The sequence below is a fragment of the Corynebacterium choanae genome (genome assembly GCF_003813965.1).
GTDB classification, from domain to species: domain Bacteria; phylum Actinomycetota; class Actinomycetes; order Mycobacteriales; family Mycobacteriaceae; genus Corynebacterium; species Corynebacterium choanae.
Window position 1 is genome coordinate 1,177,741 of the sequence record NZ_CP033896.1, and the last position, 21,117, is coordinate 1,198,857.

Consider the following 21,117-nt stretch of genomic DNA (forward strand, 5'->3'; position numbering starts at 1 on the left):
CAGAAGCTGGCAGCAACCCGCCTTATTGAAAACAATTTCAGAAACGGGTAGCTTAAAGGCAAAGATTTTCATTTAGAGGTTTGGGTCGTACCTCCCTCCTGGGCAGCGCTGTGCGGTCGATTACTGCTCCTAGTGAATCCGCGCTGTGGTGGGGATGTGTGCAGGCTACGACGCATGCCGGGAAGGAACTGTGCCGATTATGCGGGCAACCCGGGGCAGGGAAGTCGTCGCGCGAAGGAGCAGCATTGTTGCCAGCATCCTCGCCATACTGTGCTTTACTATCGGGCCGGTACATGCGCAAGAGCGTCTCATTTTGGACGAGGGGCATACCGATATTTTCTCCGTATCCGCCCCGGCAGGTCAGCTTGCCTTGGATTTGCGGGAAGATGTCACCGGCCATGGCGTGGTGCATGATCCAGCCCAGGTAGAACTGCACGTCAGTGATGCCGCACTGCTTGCGCCGCTGCCAGGTCCTTTGGCGACTTTTGGCGACGCGGGATATGTGCTGCCATTGGTGCAACGACCCGGTATCTTGTGGCCTGGTTGGGATACCAGTGCGGTTGCGGCGGCGGGTTTATCTGCGGTGACTTTGCGCTTTGTGCAGGTCACCGGGCCTGGAGTGGTGTCGCTGGCAACCACCGCTGGGGCGCTTGCCGCAGAACTTGCACCACTGCTGGCCGATGGTGGTTATACGGTGGCAAGTGGTGCCGAGTTGGTGCAACCCCGCCCAGGTCATGTGCACGCCTATTGGGTGTTTTCCGCCCCGGGGGTCTACACCCTTACCGTCGAGGCGCAAGCCGGGGCGCTGCATACAGCACCGAAAACCTACACATTTACAGTGGGCGATGAGTATCGGGGTGCTGGTGCATCCGCAGGGATGGTACCGACTGGGGAGTCGGCATCTGGGGCCAGTGCCCGGTTGACTGGCGGGGAAGAGCCGCAACACACTGTTTCGTCACCGTCGAGCACCGCCGCTGCGGCTGATGCGACAACGGCAACCCGCCCACCGATTCGCGGTGGATTCCCTGGACTCGGTGGTTTTAATCCGCTCACCGACCGGTGGCTTACCACCCCGGGGAAGTCGGTGTGGGTGGCAAGTCCCCACTCTTTATTAGCGAAACCTGAATCGCCGTCGCTCGCTGGTGCACCAGGAAACGATGCTGCGTCTTCCCCGGCTGCATCGATGCCGCGCGGCACAGCAAGCGATAATGTTGCTAGTTCCGCTGCTGCGGCCAAACCATCAGCGGCAGCACAGGATTTACCTGCTGCGGAATGCCTCCCGGTGACTGCCCCAGTTGAGGGGATGACACTGATTCCGGTGATTCACGACGATACGCAGTCGCCACCAGTGGCGGTCGCCCCGGAACAGCTTCGCTTTGGTGTCTCTTCGGCGGCAGCGGTGGTCACCCCGACGGCAATCGGCAATATTGCCGCAGGCACGCCGGGATATATGATCGGCTCCACACAGGTGCAAGGGGTGCCCTGGCTGGGGGCAAATACCATGGATCCGGCATTATTGGCGGCGACGGACTCGCCGGTGCAGTGGCGGTTGGTGGGTATGGAAGGACCCGGCAATGTGGAAGTGTTTACCTCCGGGAATTTCGGCACCATCGTCGGTGAACAGTGGTTTTCGGCAACCCCTGGCAATCCCAGCGGATCAGTGACGCTACCGCGCAACACCCATGTACATCCCAACTGGCTGTTTAGTGCCCCCGGTGACTACCACCTCACCATTGAGCAACGAGTCCAGGCCACCACCGGGGAGACCCTCACCGGCTATGCTGAAGTGTTCTTTGCTGTCGGGCAGACAACAACTGCAAGTGATGGCCATTACGATTTGGGTTCAACGATAGGAACTGGTGTGACAACGACAACACAGTATCGTCGTGCTGATGGATCTCCCTGCTCCCCAGAAGGCGGCGCGCAGACTGCGGTGACGGCGGCAGGAGCATCCTTCGATGGGGACGGTACTGCTACTAATGCCGTCAATGCGGCAGCACTTGGCGCCGGCGCAACGTTGCCAGGCACCGGAGTCTCACCGATCGTTGGCGCAGTGGGGTTCAGCGCCTGCGGAATTGCGCTTTATGGGGCGGCCTTGGTGCTGCGGGGGCGCCGTCTATGAGTGACAGGAGACGATGTAGTACAGCCCTTCAGCGGATCGCTGCAGTGTTAAGCGTCGCACTGCTGGCAGCAGGCTGTACAAGTGCGCCACAGCCGCAGGCCGATGATGGGGTATTAGATGTTATTACTACCACCCCGATTCTGGCGGATATCGCCCGGAATGTGGCCGGTGACCGGGCGCGGGTGACTTCCCTGGTGCCCAACGGTGCTGATCCACACACCTTTGAGCCAACCTTGCGCAGCATTCGGGCTGTCGCCAACGCCGATGTGGCATTTTCCAATCATCTGCTGCTGGAACAGCAATCCTTGATCGATACGGTCACCGCGAATCTTCGACCGTCCGCGACACATGTGGAGGTGGCCGAAACCGCCGGCGCCTACGATCTTTCCCTCATCCCCTTGGTGGAAGATTTAGCCCTTGATACGGTGTGGCTGGGAGTGGCGGTTGCTGGTCGCGGCGGCGACACCAGCCACGGGGCTAGTGCCCAGGTGGCGATCACCGCAACAGCAATGACCGGTCCTGGGGATGCGGCGGCGTTTGTCACCGGCACCTTCGGGGAACCAACAGTGTTTTTCAATTCCCGTGACGGTTTTGATACCCGCAACGACACCTTGCTGCTGCCCACCCAGGCGCACACCCACATGTCTTGGCTGTTTACACAACCGGGGATCTACACCTTGTCCTTTACCGCGGCACTTGTTGGCGGTGATATCCCGGACACCCCACTTGGCGGTGACACGGTCACCTTCGCAGTCGGGGTGGATCCGCATACTGCCACCGCAGCTGACGGCAGCCCGCTGGCCATTATCGACCACGGCCATGTTGACCTAGCCGTTGATTTGCAGCAGCACCAGTTAAGTCTGCACCGGGAAAGTGATGATCCCGCATGTCAGCAGGCAGGATTTGGCCACACCCACACCCCTGATCAGACACCAGATCTAGCTAGTCACCGTGAGTCCACTGATCACGACCACACCACCGAGCATGGAGATGACCAGCCAGGCGCGCATAGAGAAGATCAGATAAACAGTCAGGCTGCAGGCGCGGTCGCCACACCGTCTGACAATGCCGCACTGGCGGCGCGCTGTGCAGCTGACGCCGAACTTCCCGTGGAATCGGTAGTTATCGACGTGCCGGCGAAAACCCTGCAACTGGTCCCCGGGGATGCCCGCTATCGGGCAGTTGGTCGACCCGGTTCGGAAGCCTATATGCTGCGCCAAGCAGTAATCGGGAAACATGTCCACGGTGAGATCGACCCCCATGTGTGGCAGAACGTGCAAAACGTCAGTGCATTTGCCCAACGCATCCGTGACGAACTCATCCGTCTTGACCCGGCCGGGGCTGCTGCATACACCCAATCGACCAGTGACTATCTCAACCGCCTCGCCGGTGTCGATCAAACCGTGCGCCAGCTTATTGACACCATCGAACCGGCGAATCGGCACCTTGTGACGACCCATGACGCCTATGGCTACTTCGGTAAAGCGTATGGGGTGAGTATTTCTGGGTTTGTCAGCCCCAACCCGGGGGTTGATCCCACCCCCCGCGACCTGCAGGCGCTAACAGCCACGTTGTCGTCGCTGCAACTGCCGGCAGTATTTATCGAACCGTCGCTCAGCGCAACCTCGAAGGATCTGCGGCGGGTGGCGGAGGCGCAACAGGTGGCGATCTGTCCGATTTGGGGTGATGTGTTCGATGATGAAGTCCACCATGTTGACGACATGATTATCGCCAATGCGCGTTGGTTAGCAGCTTGTTTAGGTGGGGATGACACCCTTGCCGGGGAGATTGCGGCGCCCCTGCCAGGCCAGGCATACGCCCATCGGCCGGGGCAGTAGGCAGGCTTGGCAGGCTGGATGAGTGTTCTCACAACACAGTTGTTTTTGACAAAGCTTTTCATTTAGAATGGGTTGGGTGACAGCCAACCCGGCGGCCTTGCGATGCAGTTTTCACTTCGTTTCACCGGTGAACGCAACCTGTGGCGAACCTCCCGACTCGCGAGCGAACCGGTTGTTGTTCCGGCCGCAAGGAGTGGGAAGTGCAACCCCAGGGTGGTCGGCCGCGGGATCTTGTCAACGACGCACACCGTTGCGTAGTGACAACGCTGCGGTGAAACACCTTGGACTCGTGTCCTGCGATACCAGCGTTCACCAAACACTATTGCTGCAAGCAGGGCAGCAGGTTGCAGATGCTACAACAACGACTAGCAACAACACCTTGCAAACAGCAGGACTGGCTGGACTTGGGAGCAATCAACATAGCCCCAGCACAGCCCCTGGAAACCCGTGGGGATGGTTGACTGTTTTCTCACAGAGGCGACAGTCAGCATGCGTTCTCAAGTGTTCAGCGGCGACAAGCAAGCAACCAATCGGCCTGCACAACACGTGAGGCAGGCACCTGGCACCGGTTGGCGAATTATGACGAGTGAAAAAGAAAATACACATCACGATCAGCAACAGCGGAAAAGGATGACTATGCGATCACTACCACAGCGACGAGCACAGTGGATGCGCACCATCGTTGGACTATGCGGGGCCACCGGATTGGCATTATCTGTGGCGGTCGGTGGATTGTCCCCAGTCGGGGCGCAAAGTGCCCACAGTGATTTGGCGCAAACCGTCACCGCCGATGAAACAATCGCTCCGCCGTCGACGCCGGTGGTAATTGACGCTGGCCATATCGATATCGGGCCGGTGATCGTTGATGACGACATGCGTCTGTTGTTTCGGGACGATACTGCAACCCCACCCGTGTGGCGGTATTTCTCTGACGCGGTGTTTGTCCTTAACGACCAGGCAGCGATCACCGTGCCCGATGATCCGGCTTATGACTTTGTTGGCGCCCCCGCAGGTGCCACAGTGTGGGCGGTACCCCAAAATCAGGTCGCGGGGGTGCCGTGGTTGGGCTGGTCAACCCAATCACCGGCGGTGACGCAGCAGTTCGAGCGGGGGATCACCTTTGAATTTGGGGAACATCACGGCCCAGGTGTTGCCAGTATTTTCGTTCAATCTGGGGGATTCGGCGGCCCGCAGGTGATCTACACGTCTGCAAATAACGAACCACAGTCGATGTTTGTGCCGCTGCACTCGCATGCCCATGTGAATTGGGTATTTAGTGAACCTGGGGTGCATACGGTCGATGTCACCATTATTGGTAGCACAACTGCAGGGGAAGAAAAAGCCGCTAAAGCTGTGCTGACCTTTGCTGTTGGCGATGCTGATGTGCAGGCAGCCGCCGCGTCGGCACAGCAGGCAAACGTGGGGCTGTTGGATGGGTCAGCAAGTTTTACCCACGATCACGATCATGGCGGATCGGTCACTACCGTCGAAGGACATCATCACCATGACGGCGAGGACGACCATGATCACGACCATTCCCATGGTGATCACGACCATGCCCACGATCATGATCATGGTGAGGATGCGGATCACGACCACGACCATGGGCAGACCCACGATCATGATGCTGCAACCGCTACAGCGGCGACTGCAGCAGATAGCAGCAGTAGTGCACAGCGAACCCCGCTTATTGGTATCGCAGTTGGTCTGCTTGTGGTTGCCGGTATTGTGGCAGCTGTGGCAGCGGTGCTTAACGCGAAACGGCGCCGCCAAGCACTCGAGGACTAAGCCCGTAGAGTCAAGGCACACATCCCGCAGTGCAAAACACAGTTGGTGGGGTAGAGCTGCAGGTGTTTTCCTGTTTCACCGGCGGGCATGATGTCTCGAACTATCGCTAGATTTGGCAACATGCGCCGGTGGTGGGCAGCACCCAGGTCGGCGGCAGTGAGCGCATCAGCAGTGTTGCATGGTGCCCAAGGTGCCCAGCAAACGAAGATGAATATGAGGAACACGATGGCAGTGGAATCCGCCCTAGAGATCGAAGATCTCACGGTGCACTTCGGTTCGCGAACCGTACTCGATCAGGTTTCTGTGGCGTTTCCTGCCGGGCAGTTTATTGCGATTGTCGGCCCTAACGGTGCGGGGAAAACCACATTACTTCGGGCAATACTCAATATGGTGGATTATCGCGGCGAGATTCGGGTCGATGGGATAGCCTCCGCGCACCGGCGCAACGTTATCGGCTATGTGCCGCAGCGACACAATATTGACTGGGAATTTCCTTTAAATGTGTCAACAATGGTGGCGACTGGTCTGGTGCGGGGGCGCCGTCCATGGCATCGCACGACTGCTGAGCAGTGGCGACAGGTTGGTGCAGCGCTTGACCAGGTAGGGATGAAAGCATTACATGATCGACCGATTGCGGCGCTGTCTGGGGGGCAGCGGCAACGGGTGCTGCTTGCGCGAGCATTGGTGAAACAGCCGCGGGTGCTCCTGCTTGATGAGCCAAATACTGGATTAGATATGCCAGGGGAGGCTGCCATGCTGCAGACCTGCCGCAACCTGGTGAAGGAAGGCACGACGGTGATCATGACCACCCACGAGTTGGGAAGTGCGATGGATGGCTGCGACTGGATGCTGATTCTAAAGCAATCTGTGCAAGCCTTTGGTCGCCCTGCCGACCTGAAAGACCCACAAGTGTGGATGCAGGCCTTTGCGGTTCCCGAGGATCATCATCTGTTGCGCACAGTTGGTGCAGTCCCCACCGCATCGGTCATGCAGCAACAGCCTCCTGACTACAATCCACCAACGGCATCGGTGAGCGGGCATGCAGCATCGATTGCTGCCGGCCACCAGGGTGGGCAGCATCCCGGGCAGCCTTCTCATCAGACAGCTGGCTGTCCGGGGTATGGAACCCCTGACCAGGATCGAAACGCTCATTCGGCGTCGGCTGGCCGCGCCGGCAGTGGGGGCTTTGCGGGGAAGGAGGGCACATGGTAAGCCTGCTGGATTTTTTCGCTGACATCACTAATCCGAGTTTGCCCTTTCTGCCGCGGGCAATCATGGTGGCGATGCTTGCTGCGGTGGTGTGTGGGATTGTCGGTGTGCATGTAGTGCTGCGGGGCATGGCCTTTATCGGGGACTGTGTCAGTCACGCTGTGTTTCCCGGTATTGCGTTGGCGTTCCTCTTCGGGGGTTCGTTACTGCTTGGCGGTGCGATTGCCGGGATCGCGGTTGCTGTGTTGGTGGCAATGTTCGCGGCGAAACAACAGATCAAGGAAGATTCCCTCATTGGGATGTTGATGGCGGCCGCTTTCGCTGTCGGTGTGGTGATTGTTAGTCGGGTCAATGGCTATACCGCCCAGTTGTCGACGTTTTTATTCGGTTCGATCACTGGGGTGTCCACCGTGGATGTGTTGGTTGTTGCCGCCACCGCAGTGGCAGTCATTGTGGTGTGTGTGGTGATGCATCACTGGTTTGTGGTGGTGGCAGTTGATCGGGAATCCGCCCGCAGTCTCGGGGTGCCAGTGGCTTTCGTGGATGTGGTGCTCTATGTGGTGGTGGCGATCGCAGTGGTGGTAAGTGTGCAAACAGTAGGCAATATTTTAGTACTTGCTCTGCTGATCACCCCGGCTGCGACGGCACGACTGGTGAGCAATTCCGTGGCAGCAATGTTGGTGATTGCCCCAGTGATCGGGGCAGTGGGGTCGTTCTTTGGGGTGTATTTCGCCTGGAGTATCGATGTGCCCACTGGGGCTGCGATTGTGCTTTCGCTGACTGCCGTGTTTTTCCTGGTGTGGCTTGTGGGGCCGCGTGGGCTCATCGGCCGCCGGCTCGTCCGCTTTCAACCTTGGCGCCGGCGGCAGCAATCCGCAGCCGCATAAACCCGTTGCGCCGGTGCGGCGTGATGTGGTGCAACCACTGTCATGGATTGTTCTATGACAGTGGTTGTTTGCTATTCGGGGAGGATTGTCGTCACCGGCAGCAGGCCGCGACGGCCATGCCCGTGAGCAAACGAGGAAATATCGCGCCAGCGACAGGGGCTAGCAACCACCCATTGTTAATTGAACTGGTTTTCATTATCATTTGTGGGGTGATGGGTGTTGTGGCCCGCCGCCACATAACCCAAGTAGCCAACCCAGTGGAGCGAAAGAGAACACCACCCCGATGACCATCCCACCCCTAATTCGGCGTATTGCGGCACTCGTGACCGCAAGCCTGATCATCGCCGCCCCCACCCTCACCATCCCCGCCGCACCTGCAGTTGCGGAACCCTCTACCAACACCGTGGAACATCGTCCCGCCCACCGTCCGGGCCTGGGCAGTTCACCGGTGACCCTTCCCGCCGATACTGTGGACACCACCACCGGCAGCACCCATGTCTGCTCGGGCCGCAAATTGCTCTACCACGGCCATGTTGATGCCGCCTACATCACCCGGGACAGCCGTGGCGAACTCACCATTGCCGCCGTCGATGGGGCAGAAGTCCTGCCCAGCGACCAGGTCTGCATGCGCCTTGGGCCAGACTCTTTCGCCGGCCGGGAAGTCTCCCGGATGGTAGTTCCCGACGATCCGAAACTTCGTTTCCTCGGCGCCCCCGGAACAATCCTGTGGCATGCCCCATTCGAACTCACCGACGGCTGGCGACCCATCTGGGCAGGATTCGGTGCCTTCGACCCCACCCACGAATGGGCTGTCCCCACCGACTTTGTTGGCAACACCATCGAGCTGAGCATCACCGACTTTTCCGGCCCCGGCGACATGGAAGTCTTTAACTATCTTCCCGGCTGGGATCGAGCAATCCGCCTGCTGTCCAGCAGCGACATCCGCCGCCGCACCGTCGAAGTTGGCGGACACGGCCACATGAACTGGACATTTAGCAAACCAGGGATCTATACCATCACCTGGCAAGCCCGCGGCCGCCATTTTGACGGAAGCATCGAACAATCCGCCCCCATCACCCAATATTGGCTCGTCGGTAGCGACGGCGACGTTCATCTCCCGGCGGGCACCAGTATTGGTCTAGGCTCTACCGGCACCACGGCCGAATCCATTCGCGAATCCATGGGACTTGCTGCCCCAACTACCACCGGCCGGCAAACCCCCACCATCACCAGCACCCAACCCCTGATCGCTGAGACCACCCTCGCCCAACAATATACGGCCGCCTGGCCACCAGACACGCTTGCAACCACCATCACCACCGGGGCTGTCACCAACCATCTGGCCTACGATGAAGACGACTATCTCGAACCCTATTTCACCACCGACCACGGCGACAAACTCGGCAGCACCGTCTGGCTTGAAATCCCAGACGATCAACTTGTTTGCGCCGACGAACACGACCCGTATCTGCGGGAACTCATCACCCGGGCAGGCACGAACAGTTTCTTCACCACCGCCGCCACCGCCGGGGAATCCGCAGCCCAACTCATCTTCGACACCACCGGAATCGACTACACCAAACTCAACGAACAAAAACTCATCTATTCACCCGATGCGGCAACCGGTGCCGCAGGACTCATCGCTATCGGTGTAAACACACAAGGCACCTTCACCCCGGTCTACACCACCGGTGGGGCGAACACGAAACCCCTCCAACTGTTCACCGCTGACACCCATCCCGTGCAAGCACTCATCAGCGCACCAGGTATCTATCAACAAACCATCACCGTCCGCGGCCAAACCCCTGGCGGCGACTACACCTCCGGCTGGGTTAACCTTCGATTCATTGTCGGCAACGAAACCATCAACTATTGGCGCAGCAAACATGGCGCAACGAACCTGCTGCCCACCAACCCCAACCGGCAATGCAGCCGCACCATCACCACCGCCGACCCCTTCGACTATCCAATCCTGCCCACCACTGCCACCATCAACCCGTCCAACCCCACCGACCCCGACAAACCTGCAACACACACCGATCACCCAACTGACCACAGCAACCCCCACACACCAACCACCCCGGCAGCCACCCACCCGACAACCCCTGCGGAGCAACCTGCGAACGAGCCGGGTGATACCAGCGCCACAACAGCGGATGCCAATAGTGACACAGCGGCTACCGCAGACGGTGACAATGCAGCAACCATCGCACCGCCCACTACTGCACCCGCTGCAGCAGACAGCACGAACACCCCAACACCCGCCGACCAACCAGACACCCCACCAGCTAGCAAGCCGATTAGCCGAAGCGAACGCAAACAGCTGATTGGGCGCACCTGGGGGCCTGCCGCGAAAGCACTAATCACCCAAGGTCATCTCGATTTCGCACTCGTCGGATCAACCAGTGCCCCGCAGGCTCTCCTGCATGACGCTGCCGATCCAGTGCGACCGGTCTACCGTCCATCCGGCAGTTTTGCGGTGGCAGTCGCCGACAGCACCCTGCTTTCCGTACCGCCGGCATTACAACAACAGCTAGGGTTTGCCCGTGAGGTCTACACCCTTCCACAGGTACAGCTTCCCGATCAACCGTGGGTCGGTTTCTCTACCGATCAGCTGCGGGAGCAACCAACCAATGGGGTGACTGTGTCACTACAACACTTCACCGGCCCTGGCCGCATGGTCACCGGCCATGTACTGCTCACCGGGGAAGTAGCGGTCGGATTAGATTCTGCCGACCCAACAGCGACGGTGCACTATCCGCGCGGTTCCCACGACCATCAAGCGTTGTGGTTCGCCGAACCTGGGCTATATAAGGCAACATTTGCCTACACATTCACCGACACTGCCGGGGTGGATCACACCACCACCTTAGATGCCCACTTTGTTGTGGGCGACGATTGGATTCAGGCAGCTGCAAGTCATCTCAAGTCGCTGGATACACCTGCACCCGTGGTAACCCTGGACGAATCAACTCCGGTCCCTGATTCATCAGCGACTACACCGCCAACCGAAACAGCATCCGAAGAAAATCCCACTGCCGCGCCGGGCGAAGCCCACCCTGAAGACACCGCTGCAGACCCGGCAATAGCAGACACGTCAGCTATTAATACACCACCCAGTGGGGCAGGGGATACAGCAAACACTGCGGATGCAGATCAACCTTCTCCTAGTGCAAACTCCAAGCCGAAACAGCGAACCGGGCAGACCTCCACTGGCACAACTGATTCGTGGCTCACTGCTGCCGCAACCTCAGGTGCTGTGTTAGCCCCCGCGATTGTGGCGACCGGGAAACAAGCAGAAACTGCGGCAAAAGCGCTTGCCCACTCGTACTATTTACGTCTCCCACAACAACAACCAGCAGGGCAGCAATCCACACCTGCTTTGCCCACCGCCCAACCACCGGGTGGTAGCAGCCACACCAGTGCCCCCGGATCAGGCTCACCTGAAGCATCCGGCGGTACACAACCAGACCGGTCACCAACCGCGGCCAGCCATCCTACAGGGGCGGTGGCGGCAGCCCGTAATTCGGCAACGAGCCAGCAGGTATCCCCTCCACCGCAGCAGACTGCTAATGCAACTGCATCTTCCGGCCGGCCGGTTGCGTTGCGGGGCAAACCCGCTTCGTCGCAACCACACGGTGCCACCACTGCGGGACAATCCACTGCGGACAACTCCGCGACAAGATCGGCGGTGGCAAACCGGGCGACCACCTCCACCCAGTCGGCACGCGCCACCGGCGGTGGGGACTTCCACTCGTTCGATGCTGCCAGGAAAGAACAGCCGACTCATCTTGCCAGCACTGGAAACCTGGAAGATACGGTTGCCGGTGGATTGATCGGTTTTGGATTGGCTGCCATGCTCGCAGCGTTTGGCCTGCTCATCAGCGTTTTACGTCCCCGTAACACCACTACAGCCACACCGAAGCCGTAGCCCGGAATGCAACGGTGGGTGCAGCCAGCGGGAAAACTGTGCTGGCATCCCAGGCTGCACCCAGCGGCGAATGCATGTAAACCTCCACAACCACTAAGCCCACCTGCACGATCGTGAGATTCATGCAGGTGGGCTTTGCGGCGCTCGACGACAGCAGCTAGCTTACGCAGGTGATCTAGTCAACGCGCAGATACCATTGCACACTCATCGCCGGAATATGCAGCGTCAACGAGTCGGCCATCCCGTCCCACGGGAAGGTGAGCGTAGAGACTTCCTCTTTCAAATCATTGCCGGCACCTTCAAACTGTGCATCGTCGGTGTTGAGCACCAGTTTCCACTTCGACGCCTGCGGCATACCAACGGTGTATTCCTGATGCGACGCACCACCAAAGTTACAGACACACAGCAGCTGCTCACCGCCGGCGCCTTGCCGGGTAAACGCCAGCACATTCGACTGGGCATCATCGGCTTTCACCCAGGTAAACCCGGCCGGATCACTATCAAGGGTGTACAGGGCAGGATTGTTGCGATAGGTGTCGTTCAACGTTGCAACGAGTTGGTGAATACCGCGGTGATATTCGCCTTCCCAGCCTTCCATATCGCCCCAGTCAAGCGACCGTGCCTCTGACCATTCTTGGCGTTGCGCAAATTCTTGCCCTTGGAATAACAGCTGCTTACCAGGATGCGCCCACATATAGCCGAGCAGGGCACGCACCCCGGCGGCCTTATTCCAAGCATCGCCTGGCATACGGGTCCATAGCGACCCCTTGCCGTGCACCACTTCATCGTGGGAGATTGGCAAAATAAACCGCTCCGAATAGGCGTACACCATCGAGAACGTGATCATGCCATGATGCCACGAGCGATTGATGGGATCTTCCTTGAAATAGGCGAGGGTGTCATTCATCCAGCCCATATTCCACTTCATGGAAAAGCCGAGCCCATTGTGCTCTGTTTGGGCGGTAACCCCCGGCCAGGAGGTGGATTCTTCCGCAACTGTGAGCACCCCTGGATAGGTTTTATGCACAGTGGCATTCATCTCCTGGAGGAACTGCACGGCCTCCAGATGTTCGCGGCCACCATATTGGTTCGGTGCCCATTCGCCTTCTTTACGGGAATAGTCCAAATACAGCATCGAGGCCACCGCGTCGACCCGCAAGCCATCAACGTGGAACTCGTCGATCCAGTACAAGGCATTAGCCACGAGGAAGTTTCGCACTTCGTTGCGGCCAAAGTCGAACACATAGGTGCCCCAGTCGGTTTGTTCCCCGCGACGCCAGTCGGGATGCTCATAGAGGGCAGGGCCGTCAAACCGGGCAAGCGCCCAGTCATCCTTTGGGAAGTGGGCGGGCACCCAGTCGACAAGCACACCGATGCCACGCTGGTGGAACTTGTCGATGAGATAGCGCAGACCATCCGGGTCACCCCAGCGCGAGGTGGGAGCATAGTAGCCGGAAACCTGATAGCCCCAAGAGCCGCCGAATGGATGTTCGGCAACCGGCATAAACTCCACGTGGGTGTAGCCCAAATCGGCAACATAGTTCACAAGATCGTCGGCAAGTTCCTTATAATCCTCACCGATCTTCCACGATCCGAGATGCACCTCATAGACGCTCATCGCTTCATGCTGCCAGTCGGTGGCTGCCCGCTTGTCAAGCCACTGCTGGTCATTCCACTCATAGTGGGAGGCGGTGACGATTGAGCCAGTTGCTGGTGGGATTTCTGCGCGGCGCGCCATCGGATCTGCTTTATCACGGCGGGAATCCGGGGTGTGGATGGCATATTTATACACCGACCCTTCCGTCACACCCGGGATGAAAATCTCCCAAATGCCGCTTGATCCCAGCGAACGCATCGGATGCTGGGTGCAGTTCCAGCCGTTGAAGTCACCGATGACGGCAACGCCTTTTGCGTTTGGTGCCCACACAGCAAAGGAGCAGCCAGTGACCGTCCCCTGCGGAGATTCAAAGGATCGCAAGTGGGCGCCGAGTACCGTCCACAATTTTTCATGTCGTCCTTCGGCAATAAGATGCAAATCCATCTCGCCGAGTGTGGGCAGAAAGTTGTAAGGGTCAGCCAGGGTGGTTTCCACCCCGCCAGACCAGGTGATGCGGAATTGGTAGGCGTGAGGATCTGGGGTAGGTAACCCGCCGACGAAGAAATCGTCACCGGTTGGGGTGAGCGGAAACTCGCCCAGCCCATCAACGATGGCAACCACGGATTCGGCACCAACCTGGCGGGTGCGAATCACCGACAGATAATCATCAGCTGCGTCTTCCCCAACTCGATGCCAGCCGAGCACCGCATGCGGATTGTGGTGGCGACAAATACGCAACAGGTACATGTCCTCGTCGGAGATCAAAAGACGTGGGAAGAGTTCGGCTTGGTTCATGAGGTGGGAAACACCATCCTTCGTATTATCACAGGACATCCTGCGAAAAGTGGGGGCGAAACTGCAAGCATGTGGTAGCTGACAGCACCAGGTGTTTGCGATTCGCCAACAAAGTGTGAAAGCAAATTCGGCAACGCCGCATCCCAGTCCGGCGCGTCATCCAGTGTTGCTGGCGACGCTCCGGGCGGGTGGGGCAGTAGCGGTGAACGCCACCACAGCTGCTGGTTATGTACCGAAGGCACAGTGTGGTGGCGTCACAGAAGCATTAGTCTTGGTAACGGTCAATGCGGCGGAAGGCGATTGCTGCTCGACGCTCTGCTGGGACTAGCGGCAGACGGAAAATGTGGGCTACGTTGCTCCACGGTTCGAGGCGCACATAGTTGTGTTCGCCCCAGCTGTAGGTGTGACCGGTGAGTTCATCGTGCACGTCGAATTGGCTACCTGGGGTTTGGCCGATTCGGGCGAGGTCAAGGTGCACGGTGGTTTCGCGGGCGTTGTAGGGATCTAAGTTCACAACGACGAGTACCGCGTTGCCGGTTGCCGCATCGACCTTCGAGTAGGCGAGGATCTCTTCCGACTCGGTGTGGTGGAAGGTGATCTCTCGCAGCTGCTGTAGTGCCGGATTGTTCTTGCGAATCTCGTTGAGCGAGGTGATAAACAGCTCGAGGGAGTCGCCACGATCATCGGCACCTTGGAAGTCACGCGGCCGCAGCTCATATTTTTCGCTGTTGAGATATTCTTCGCTGCCCGGTGCTACCGCCTCATGCTCGAAGAGCTCGTAGCCGGAATACATGCCCCACAGTGGCGACATGGTGGCAGCGAGTGCTGCGCGGATGGCAAACATGCCACGGCCGCCATATTGCAGGGAGGCGTGCAAAATATCTGGGGTGTTGACGAACAGGTTTGGACGGCAGATATCGGCTCGGTAGGCGATCTCTTCGGCAAACTTGGTGAGGTCATATTTGCTGGTTTGCCAGGTGAAGTAGGTGTACGACTGGTCGAAGCCAGCTTTCGCCAATCCGTAGAGGCGTGCCTGGCGGGTGAACGCTTCGGCAAGGAAGATGACTTCCGGATGCTGTTCGTGGACGCGGGCGATGAGCCATTCCCAGAAGTTCGCTGGTTTCGTGTGCGGGTTATCAACGCGGAAGGTGTGTACCCCGTGGCTGATCCAGAATTCGACGACTCGCAGCACCTCGCGGTAGAGGCCTTCGGGATCGTTATCGAAGTTCAGTGGATAGATATCTTGGTATTTCTTCGGCGGGTTTTCCGCATATGCGATGGTGCCGTCGGGAAGTACCGTAAACCAGTTTGGATGTTCGGCCGCCCACGGATGGTCAGGGGCACATTGCAATGCCAGGTCGAGGGCAACTTCAAGGTTGAGTGATTCTGCTTTGGCAATGAGCGCATCAAAATCTTCGATGGTGCCCAGCTGTGGATGGATTGCGTCGTGGCCGCCGTCTTTCGAGCCGATTGCCCACGGCGAACCAACATCGCCAGGTTCAGGGGTAAGGGTGTTGTTGCGACCTTTGCGGTTGATTTCTCCGATGGGGTGAATCGGTGGGAAGTAGACGGTGTCGAAGCCCATTGCAGCAACCCGGTCGAGGGCATCGGCGGTGGTTGCTAACGTGCCGTGGTTGATGCTGCCGTCTTCGTTGACGGTTCCTGTGGAGCGGGGGAAGAGCTCATACCAGGAGCTAAACAGAGCTTTGCGGCGCTGCACTTCAATTTTGAAGGTTTTCGATCGGGTGGTGAGATCTTTCAACGGCTTTGCCGCCAGCATCTGTTCAACTTCGGGGGCGAATGCTGGGGCGACTCGTGCCCGCAGATCAGGGTCGTCGCCGCGCAACGATGCCACGACATCGGTCAGTTGTTGTTTTTGTTCTTTGCTTCGGCCGCGGCAGGCACGTTCAAAAAGTCGTGCACCCCACTCGAGATCGTTCGCTAACTCGACAGGTCCTTGTCCGGCGTTGATTTTTGCTGTGACCGCATGGCGCCAGGTGGCTACCGGATCTGAGTAGGCTTCAATTTTGAAGGTGTAGGTGCCTTCGACATCGGGAACAAACAAGGCATGGAATTCATCCGGATTCATCGGATTAGGGCGCATTGCAATGCTGGTTTTCCCGGTTGCATGATCGGCGTTTTTCGGCCAAGTCATCACGACCGCGGCAGCTAGCGCATCGTGGCCTTCCCGCCAGCACAGTGCAGACAACGGAATAACCTCTCCGACCACCGCCTTGGCTGGCAGCGATCCGCAAGAGACCCGGGGACGAACATCATCGATGCCGAGCCGTCCAGTTACTGTTGCTTCCACGTGTCTTTCCCGCTTTCTTCAATCACACTAGGAGGATGGTCAGCCTGCTGGGTTGCTTTTCGCCGGTGCAGGTGGCCGCAAGCGTTACTGGTGGATAGGCACCTGGTGTGCTGTTGGCTGTGAAAGGTTGTTACCAACGGCTTTAGTGACCTGGTGTGGTACCAGTAACCCTGCTGTAGCGATGAGCTGTGGTGGGTTGACCATGTCATCGGTACGCATGTTTGTTGAGTTTGTCGTTATCGTTGTTACTTCCTGTCGTAACTGTCCCTGCAAGACGAGGAGCTGGGGCAGGAAGTAGATGCGATGTGGTGCTTCTTATCCGCCGGGTGGCGGTGGATAAGAAGCTGCAGTGCTGCGGCCAGCCGGTGGGGGTGAATCATTCCCCGTCAGCGGTGCATGCCCTGCTCTGCCAACAAACTTTATCGGCAAAGCTGCGTCACGTCAGCCGGTGTTGAAAAAAATATTGTTTGCACGCTGGGAAAAGGTGATGAATCTCGCAGCAAAAGGGAGTGCTGGCAACCTTGGCACAGCTGCCTCGTTGGCCGGGTTTTGCCTGTATCGGCAGGGAATTGGGCGTTGTCTGATCTGTTGGTGGCGCAAGAAAACCGGCGGTTTGTGACCATAGTTACAATTTGGGTAACAATATGGCTACGGTCGCTTGTTGCTGCAATTTCCGGTAAATGTCATACCATTCGGTGTGTTGGTGAAAGTCTGCGTTGCCAGGGCAAAAACCCGCACAGCAGTAGGCTTCGCGGCCTGCAAATGTCCCTTGCTAGAAGTTCAATCCTTCCCCGGCTGCGGATCCGCCAACCGTCCCGGCGGTGTTGTGACGGGCAAACTTCACTCCCGATCCACGCACTCCACCAGATGCCTCAGCCGCAATTACTGGCAGGCCGGTAAACACCACGTCGGATCACTCCTGGCGATGAACGCTGAAACACTTCGGGCGTGGCAGTAGCGAAACACCATAGACGGCAGTCACAATAGGTGGCGTGAGCGAATCAGAAGTGTTTGATCCTGACACCCTCTTGGATTTCCGTGATGTCACCGTTGTACGTGGCGGCACCACCCTCGTCGGTCCGGTGACCTGGCAAGTCGAACTTGACGAACGATGGGTCATCATCGGCCCCAACGGGGCAGGAAAAACCACGCTGCTGAATTTGGCCGCGGCACAAAGCTTCCCCACCGCAGGGTCTGTGGTCATCCTGGGCGAGAAAGTCGGCAAAACCGACATGCGTGATCTCCGCGCAATGATCGGTATCTCCTCCTCCGCGCTGGCAGCTCGCGTCCCAGCCGACGAAATCGTCGCCGATCTTGTCATCAGTGCCGGCTATGCGATCATGGGTCGGTGGCGGGAAACCTACGAAGAAACCGACTATGAGCAAGCAATCTCAATACTTGAGCTACTCGGCGCCCTCCACCTGAAAGACCGCACCTTCGGCACCCTCAGCGAAGGGGAGAAAAAACGGGTGCTGATTGCCCGTGCACTTATGATCAATCCGGAATTACTCCTCCTCGACGAACCAGGAGCCGGGCTGGATCTTGGCGGCCGCGAAGACCTCGTCGGCTATCTCACGGAACTCGCCGCTGACCCGGATGCCCCCGCCACTGTAATGATCACTCACCATGTGGAAGAAATCCCTCCAGGATTCACCCATGCCCTCTTGCTGGACGAAGGAGAAGTCGTCGCCCAAGGCTTCATCGACGACGTGCTCACCAGCGAAAACCTGTCAAAAACCTTCCACCAACCCATTGAACTTAGCAAACTCGACGGCCGCTATTTCGCCCGCCGACTCCGAGTTGGTGGCCGCCACAAACGACAGTAGCCAGCAGCAGGGGAACAACAGCGAAAGGGAAGGTGCAACCTCACCACACACCCTTGCACTTCATCCCGCCTGAGTGCGCAAGCAGATCGAAGAAACAGAGGACTGCCGTGGCATTGACCGCCGACGAAGCTTCCTGGCTGGTGGCACACACCGAAGAAGTCTGGCAAGCCCGGACCGAGCTTCTGCTCAGCACCACCGATCCGGTAAAACGTGCTGTCACCGCAAAACACCACTTCGGTGAGGCTGGACGAATCGCCCTAGAATGCCTCGTCGCTGCCGCAAAAGCCGGACCCAAACTCCCACCCCGCATGCTGATGGACGCGGCAAGCGCCCAGCAAGCAACAGATATTCGTCTCGCCGAATATCGAATGCAACAGCTCGCATCACACGATCCCGATGCAACAGTCGTCGACGTCACCTGCTCTATCGGCACTGAAGTGCGCGCCGCACAACACAGCGGCTTGACCGCCATCGGTAGCGATCTCGATCCCGCACGGGCACGCCTTGCTCGCGCCAACACTGCCGCACCCATTGTGGTTGCTGATGCGCTTGCACCCGCGATCAACCTGGCCGAAGTCACCCACATCATCGCCGATCCAGCCCGCCGCGGCAGCAGCGGCCGAATTCACGACCCGGAAGCGTTATCACCCCCGCTGAGCAAACTCCTCAACACCTACCTTGGCGAGCAAATTTCCCCAAACCCCACGCCACAACGAAACCGCACACCTGCACCATCAACTGGTTCGCGGCAAGTCGCCAGCCTAGCGCGAACAACACCAACACCAGACCCGGTTGCGTTCGCGGTGAAATGCGCACCCGGATTGGACTATCACGCCATCCCGCTTCATGCCCAAATCACCTCCATAGACGGGGCAGTCAAAGAAATATTCCTCGCCACCGACGGCTTTGGTTTCACCGGCCGCCAAGCAGTTGTCCTTAACACAAAAACCCGTCCCGGGACAGTGACAGCAACCATCGTCGCGGCAAGCGAAACCCCTATTGACGATGCGGCAATCGTCGGCGAGATTGACCAATTCATGATTGAACCCGACGGTGCGATTGTGCGCGCCGGGGTGGTGCGCGAATGGGCAATGCAGCATGGCTGCCATCTCATTGATCCGCGGATCGCGCATGTGACAGGGCCGGTGTTACCACCCGGTCAAGCCGGCTATCGAGTGATTGAAACCTGCACGATAAAAACAGTGAAACAGCGACTGCGGGCACTGGATTGCGGATCGGTTGAGATTTTTGTGCGCGGCGTCAACGTCAGCCCCGACAGCCTACGAAAACAATGGAAGCTTGCCGGAGACACCCCGCTGGCGGTGTTTATTACACGCATTGGCAGTGCGGGGGTGGCAATTATTTGTACAGCCCGGGAATACGGTGACGCTCCATAAGTGCTGTTTTTAGGCTCCCTGGCGCCTCGACGTTGCACCCTGCAATATGTGGGGTGGCCGCGATCAGGCACTGCAGCCTCTTTCCTGCGCTGCTTGAACAGCCGGTGTGGCAGAGTTTTTCAAGCCGTGAAACCTTCCTGTTTGCGCATGCTGCGAGCGGCAGCGGCTGCAAGCAGTTGCCGCAACCTGATGCGGACCATGTTCGCCCAGTCAGTGAACTGGTAAGGGTGAACTGTGTTGTGGCAAGATTGGGCGGTAACCCACTGCACGCCCAGGATGTTGGCGCAGCAGCCCGGGCAAAGGCCGAATCATTGCGTTGTTGACCACACGATTGTCGACAACCTATGAGTGCCTGCCGTCTCGGGATACAAGACCAATGAACATAAGGATGTGGCCGAAAAACTTATGCCTTGCATGGTGGTTTTAGTGAAATATGTTCCCGACTCCTGGTCGAAGCGAATCCTCACCGAGGACTTCACCTTGGATCGGGAAAACGTCGACGCAGTGATGGACGAAATCAACGAATTTGCCGTTGAGCAGGCACTTCGAATCAAGGAAGCCCATCCGGAGGAAGGCTGGGAGGTTGTCGCACTCACCGTCGGCCCGGCCGGCAGTGATCAGGCTGTTCGTAAAGCTATCGCCATGGGTGCTGATCGTGGCGTAGTAGTCACCGATGATGCCATTGCGGGATCAGATGTGTTGGCGACTGCTTGGGCGCTGAATAACGCAATCAACACTATTGACGATGTGCGGCTGGTGCTCACCGGTGATGCTTCAACCGATGGGAAGATGGGTGCGCTTCCTGCAGTGTTATCAGAATATCGGCAGTGGCCGGCGGTGACCTCGGTGAAGTCGCTGCAGCTCACCGACGATACTGTGCAAGCCGAACGAATCACCCATGATGGGGTGTGGGAGCTTCAGGCATCGCTGCCGGCTATTGTCAGTGTCTCCGAGCAGGCTGATAAGGCACGATTCCCGAATTTCAAGGGTCTCATGGCTGCAAAGAAAGCTGATGTGCCCACCTTGAGCGCGGCGGATTGCGGTATTGATCCGGCAACTGTCGGCCTGGCACATGCCGCCACTGCTGTTACTGCGGCAACTGCCCGGGCGGAACGCTCCCGCGGAACCGTGGTGCACGACAGTGGTGATGGGGCAGCGCAAATCGTTGCATTCCTGAAAACCGAAGGGTTTATCGACTAATCCCAGCAGGCCAACAACACTGTTGGTGAAGTGTTGCTACTCCATCCACCCAGGCAATTGGATGAGACTGATCCCAAGCGCTAAGTGGCGGTGTTGAGGGTGGCGCGACTGCCCCGTGACGCATTTAGTCACTAGTGGATGGCGTGAAACTAAGCAACGCTGATTGAAAAAATAATGAGATATCCAGTAATGCTTCCTGCAGCGCCTGCTGCGGAC

The 21,117-nt window shown here is 58.4% G+C and carries 12 protein-coding genes; 9 read left to right on the forward strand and 3 right to left on the reverse strand.

Features of this window, described 5'->3' with window-relative positions:
• Positions 1–199 precede the first annotated feature (199 nt).
• The 6 genes from CCHOA_RS04260 (at position 200) to CCHOA_RS04285 (ending at position 11,775) form a co-directional block, all read left to right on the forward strand.
• Entirely contained in the window at positions 200–2,122 is a 1,923-nt protein-coding gene (locus tag CCHOA_RS04260; RefSeq protein WP_164472385.1) for a TIGR03773 family transporter-associated surface protein, read from the forward strand.
• Positions 2,119–3,960, forward strand: a complete 1,842-nt coding sequence (locus CCHOA_RS04265; RefSeq protein WP_123927321.1) for a metal ABC transporter solute-binding protein, Zn/Mn family — start codon at positions 2,119–2,121, stop codon at positions 3,958–3,960. The genes CCHOA_RS04260 and CCHOA_RS04265 overlap by 4 nt, the downstream gene beginning before the upstream one ends.
• Positions 3,961–4,596: 636 nt before the next feature.
• Positions 4,597–5,748: a choice-of-anchor M domain-containing protein gene (locus CCHOA_RS04270; RefSeq protein WP_164472386.1), complete on the forward strand. Its 1,152-nt coding sequence runs from the start codon at positions 4,597–4,599 to the stop codon at positions 5,746–5,748.
• Between the two features lie 207 nt (positions 5,749–5,955).
• Entirely contained in the window at positions 5,956–6,960 is a 1,005-nt protein-coding gene (locus tag CCHOA_RS04275) for a metal ABC transporter ATP-binding protein (RefSeq protein ID WP_245992195.1), read from the forward strand.
• Entirely contained in the window at positions 6,954–7,844 is an 891-nt protein-coding gene (locus CCHOA_RS04280) for an anchored repeat-type ABC transporter permease subunit (protein ID WP_123927327.1), read from the forward strand. Before CCHOA_RS04275 ends, CCHOA_RS04280 begins: the two co-directional genes overlap by 7 nt.
• A gap of 283 nt (positions 7,845–8,127) precedes the next feature.
• Complete coding sequence (locus CCHOA_RS04285; RefSeq protein WP_123927330.1) at positions 8,128–11,775, forward strand: choice-of-anchor M domain-containing protein; 3,648 nt, start codon at positions 8,128–8,130, stop codon at positions 11,773–11,775.
• A gap of 175 nt (positions 11,776–11,950) precedes the next feature.
• Here CCHOA_RS04285 and glgB read toward each other — a convergent pair whose 3' ends face one another.
• The 3 genes from glgB to CCHOA_RS11015 form a co-directional block, all read right to left on the reverse strand.
• Positions 11,951–14,167, reverse strand: a complete 2,217-nt coding sequence (gene glgB / locus CCHOA_RS04290; RefSeq protein ID WP_123927333.1) for a 1,4-alpha-glucan branching protein GlgB — start codon at positions 14,165–14,167, stop codon at positions 11,951–11,953.
• A 265-nt stretch (positions 14,168–14,432) separates the two neighbouring features.
• A complete protein-coding gene (locus tag CCHOA_RS04295) occupies positions 14,433–16,478 on the reverse strand; it encodes an alpha-1,4-glucan--maltose-1-phosphate maltosyltransferase (protein ID WP_123927336.1) in 2,046 nt (681 codons plus the stop codon).
• A gap of 772 nt (positions 16,479–17,250) precedes the next feature.
• Entirely contained in the window at positions 17,251–17,385 is a 135-nt protein-coding gene (locus CCHOA_RS11015; RefSeq protein WP_281273282.1) for a hypothetical protein, read from the reverse strand.
• 76 nt (positions 17,386–17,461) lie between these two features.
• Between CCHOA_RS11015 and CCHOA_RS04300 the strand changes: the two genes are divergently transcribed.
• The 3 genes from CCHOA_RS04300 (at position 17,462) to CCHOA_RS04310 (ending at position 20,901) form a co-directional block, all read left to right on the forward strand.
• Entirely contained in the window at positions 17,462–18,304 is an 843-nt protein-coding gene (locus tag CCHOA_RS04300; protein WP_206425836.1) for an ABC transporter ATP-binding protein, read from the forward strand.
• 107 nt (positions 18,305–18,411) lie between these two features.
• Complete coding sequence (locus CCHOA_RS04305; RefSeq protein WP_123927341.1) at positions 18,412–19,701, forward strand: class I SAM-dependent methyltransferase; 1,290 nt, start codon at positions 18,412–18,414, stop codon at positions 19,699–19,701.
• 405 nt (positions 19,702–20,106) lie between these two features.
• Positions 20,107–20,901, forward strand: coding sequence for an electron transfer flavoprotein subunit beta/FixA family protein (locus CCHOA_RS04310; RefSeq protein WP_123930792.1), 795 nt, complete (start codon positions 20,107–20,109; stop codon positions 20,899–20,901).
• The last annotated feature ends 216 nt before the right edge of the window (positions 20,902–21,117 follow it).